This window comes from Moorena sp. SIO4A5 (assembly GCF_010672005.1).
Lineage (GTDB): Bacteria > Cyanobacteriota > Cyanobacteriia > Cyanobacteriales > Coleofasciculaceae > Moorena.
This window is the reverse complement of sequence record NZ_JAAHHZ010000495.1, coordinates 1-3570: the sequence shown is the minus strand read 5'-3', so window position 1 is coordinate 3570 and position 3570 is coordinate 1. Positions and strand designations below refer to the sequence as shown.

Genomic DNA, 3570 nt, shown 5'->3' with positions numbered 1-3570 from the left:
TCTGTGAATCCCGCAACGGTCCTAATTTGGCAAACGGACCAAAGATAAAATACCCATGAGCCATGCCAATTTCTAGACCCCTGGACAGGGGAGAAAGACCGGGACGGTAAATAGGTAGGTTTTTGAGGAAGTTAAGGCTAATATCTGAGGAGTTAATTGGGGTTGCCAAGTCACCAACTTGAGGATTACTCCGAGGGATAATCAGCTCACCTTTTTTGAAGTCAAAACCAGCTTCTGCTCCTCGCGCCCGGATAGCATGCCAGATATGACCGAACAGAAATAACACCGCAAAGACAAAGTGGAATGCTGCTAACCAACCGCGAGCAGAAACGATGCCATCACTGGCTTCTAAAGTCCCTACTGGACCATAGAACACTTCTGGATAAACGGTGTCATTGACCATGACAAAGTAGGCGGCAAAAATTCCCATGTAGGCCAGCGCCCCTAAGCTATAGGAGAGATAAGCTTCCCCGGAATAAACCAAAACCTCACGTGCCCAGTTAAATGGCTTGGTTAAGATGTGCCAGAAACCACCAGCAATGCAGATCGAACCAATCCAGATGTGACCGCCAACCACATCTTCTAAATTCTTCACGGCTGCCATGCCTTCTGAACCGGATGCACCAACTAAGTAGCCAAAAATTTTGACAGGGCTAAGGGTGGGATCGGTAATCACTCGTACATTGCCACCGCCACTCGCCCAGGGGTCAAATAGTCCACCCCAAAACAGGGCTTTAGCTACCAACAACCAAGCACCAACCCCCAAAAGGATGAGGTGAATCCCGATAATGGTGGTCATCTTGTCGGAGTCTTCCCAGTCATAGCCAAAGAAACCAGCAAAGGTGCCATCATTGGTTAATTTATCTGGGGCAAGCAGGGAATGGTAAAGTCCTCCAGCTCCGAGCACTGCTGAGGAAATCAAATGCAAGACCCCAACTACAAAATAGGGATAGGTGTCGATAATTTGACCACCAGACCCAACACCCAAGCCTAACGAAGCCAGGTGGGGCAACAAGATTAATCCCTGGTCATACATCGGCACGTCAGGGTTGTAGCGAGATAGTTCAAACAGGGTCATTGCTCCCGCCCACAGGACTATCAAACCAGCATGGGCGATATGAGCACCTAGCAACTTACCGGATAATTCAATAAAACGAGCATTACCAGCCCACCAGCCTACTTTTGAGATTTGGCCTTGGTTGGGACTATCAGCAATTACTGCTGTCATTGATGTACCTCTTTGAGAATTATTGGCATTTTGAGTTGGTCAATAAAGTGCCATTATATACACACTTTATTAGAATTAATTGCATTAATCTGAATTTAAGTAGTAGCTTCAGAAGCTACTACCTGACCCCGGCCAAAATCAAACCCAGCTGCTCGCAAAGCATGCCAAATATGACCTTGGAGGAAGAAAAACCCAAGGAAGAAGTGAGCATTAGCTAACCAACTCCGGCAAGAAGGGAAGCTAGAGTTAGGATCGGCAAAGTAGGGGAAAACATCCAGCTTAATTGATAAGGCAGGTCCATAGAAGACTTCTGGGTAGACTACGGTGTTAACAGCGCAGAAGTACGCGGCGATAAAGCCCATCAGCGCCAAAGCACCCAAGCTGTAGGAAAGATAGGCTTCTCCAGACCAAATAAAAAGACCGCGCGTCCACTCAGATGGCTGAGTCTTGATGTGCCAAAAGCCACCGCCAATACACAGTAGACCAACCCAAATATGACCACCAACTACATCCTCTAGGTTACTGACTCCAGCAATCCAGTTCTTGCCCACAGTACCAAACAGATAACCGAAAATCACTGCTGGATTGAGAGTAGGGTTGTTAATGACTCGCACATTCTCCACTGCTGGATCGTACAACCCCCCAAACGCGATCGCTTTAGCCACCAGTAGGAAAGCTCCAAATCCCAGTAGAATCAGGTGAATGCCAATGATAGTGGTCATTTTGTCCCCATCTGCCCAGCTATACCCAAAGAAGCCAGACTTTTCTTCTAAAGTTTCCGGACCACGGAGGGCGTGGAAGATACCACCAAAGCCGAGAAATGCTGAAGAGATCAGGTGCAAAACACCAATCACAAAGTAGGGGTAAGTATCCACTATAGCTCCCCCAGCACCAACGCCCCAGCCTTGAGCTGCTAAGTGGGGCAGCAGGATTAAGCCTTGTTCGTACATGGGTTTGGCAGGATTGAAGCAGGATAGTTCAAACAGGGTTATTGCTCCAGCCCAGAAGACGATTAGACCAGCATGGGCAACATGAGCCCCCAATAATTTCCCGGATAACTCCGTGAGGCGAGCGTTACCTGCCCACCAACCATACTCTCCCTCTACTAATCGGGAACTCTCAGCAATGTTTGCCACTATACTACACCTCCTAGGATTTTATTGCAAAATATATTCAATAGTTACTTGGAATAGCTTACACTACTGCTTAAGGAAAATGAAACCTATTTTTATTAAGAATCATGACAATTCGCAGATTTGGTAAGGGATCACAGCAATCGTTAGTCACTCAGAACCCTGTCACCACTAGGTTCAAGCCATCTGTTCATCTCTTTAAGCGCCATGACTTGATTGCTCTAGAACCCGATCAACTATGGGTAGTTCAACAGGGTGTGGTTAAAACCTTGACCTGGAATGACGAAGGAACAGTAATTACATTAGGATATTGGGGAGTTGGGGATGTAGTGGGGAAATCTTTGTCTAACTTGCAAACTTACGAGATCGAGTGTTTGACTAGGGTTAAAGCGCAATGTCTGTCTTTGTCTCAGTCTTACCGCTTATCCGAGGCTATTGTTTGCCATCTGCGACAGACAGAAGAGTTGCTGTGTATCATTAGAACACCAAGAGTCTCTCAGCGTTTGCAACAGTTTTTGAGTTGGTTAGCCCGGAAGTTCGGTCGTCCCGTCTGTAGTGGGCAACTTATTGATATACCAGTGACCCATCAAGAACTAGCTGAGATGATTGGCACCACACGAGTAACCATCACCAGGCTGATCAAGCAGTTTGAGGAAGAAGGGATAATCAGTCGTCCTCGTCGATACTGTATTGTGTTGCGCGATTGTTCTGAAATATAAATGAAAATGCTATCAATGGCGCTAGATTCAGCATACCTGGAAAGAGTACCGCTAGCGCCATGGACGTGATTAAGTTACGGGCTGATGGTGGGGAGGAAATTATGCGTTGCTTAATAATAGAATGATTTTAATAGTTTTGTGGAATGGGCATCTTGGTGGAACGGGCATCTTGGTGGAACGGGCATCTTGCCCGTTATCAATAATTTCGGGCGGGCAGGATGCCCACCCCACTCATATTAATTCGAAGATTCAGCAATGCCCGAAATTATGCGATCGCAATGTAGCCTGATAATTGCTTAATCCGCTCCATCCAAGACAGCACATTGGGGTAAGCATCTAGAGAAATCTTGGCGTCTGGTGAGAGAGATACTCTTAAACCGTCATTAATCGGGATAATCCGGTATAAAACGGTCAAGGTGCAATTTATTGTTGCCTGAGGGAGGAGTGGTAGTCAGCAATTGGAGTTAAGCCTTCCACTCATCTTTCTAGG

5 protein-coding genes are annotated in these 3570 nt (G+C 46.6%); 2 read left to right on the top strand and 3 right to left on the bottom strand.

The window, feature by feature from the left end; translation table 11 throughout:
- Positions 1–1228: chlorophyll a/b binding light-harvesting protein (locus tag F6K57_RS39855; protein WP_293074347.1), on the bottom strand; the 1228-nt coding region annotated here is incomplete at its 3' end.
- 95 nt (positions 1229–1323) lie between these two features.
- Positions 1324–2364 (bottom strand): chlorophyll a/b binding light-harvesting protein, encoded by a 1041-nt coding sequence (locus F6K57_RS39850; RefSeq protein ID WP_293074344.1) that lies wholly within the window; start codon positions 2362–2364, stop codon positions 1324–1326.
- A gap of 104 nt (positions 2365–2468) precedes the next feature.
- On the opposite strand from F6K57_RS39850, the gene F6K57_RS39845 reads away from it, so the two are divergent.
- Together F6K57_RS39845 and F6K57_RS39840 are read left to right on the top strand one after the other, a co-directional pair.
- Positions 2469–3080: a Crp/Fnr family transcriptional regulator gene (locus tag F6K57_RS39845; RefSeq protein WP_293022562.1), complete on the top strand. Its 612-nt coding sequence runs from the start codon at positions 2469–2471 to the stop codon at positions 3078–3080.
- A gap of 121 nt (positions 3081–3201) precedes the next feature.
- Positions 3202–3369, top strand: a complete 168-nt coding sequence (locus tag F6K57_RS39840; protein WP_293022565.1) for a hypothetical protein — start codon at positions 3202–3204, stop codon at positions 3367–3369.
- Here the strand turns inward: F6K57_RS39840 and F6K57_RS39835 are convergent.
- On the bottom strand, positions 3346–3495 hold the full coding sequence (locus F6K57_RS39835; protein ID WP_293022569.1) for a hypothetical protein: 150 nt from the start codon (positions 3493–3495) through the stop codon (positions 3346–3348). The genes F6K57_RS39840 and F6K57_RS39835 overlap by 24 nt on opposite strands.
- Positions 3496–3570 lie beyond the last annotated feature (75 nt).

Excerpts from the sequence above, each read along its gene's own strand:
- F6K57_RS39845 (WP_293022562.1), top strand. The coding sequence starts at position 2,469 with ATGACAATTCGCAGATTTGGTAAGGGATCACAGCAATCGTTAGTCACT.
- F6K57_RS39840 (WP_293022565.1), top strand. The coding sequence starts at position 3,202 with ATGATTTTAATAGTTTTGTGGAATGGGCATCTTGGTGGAACGGGCATC.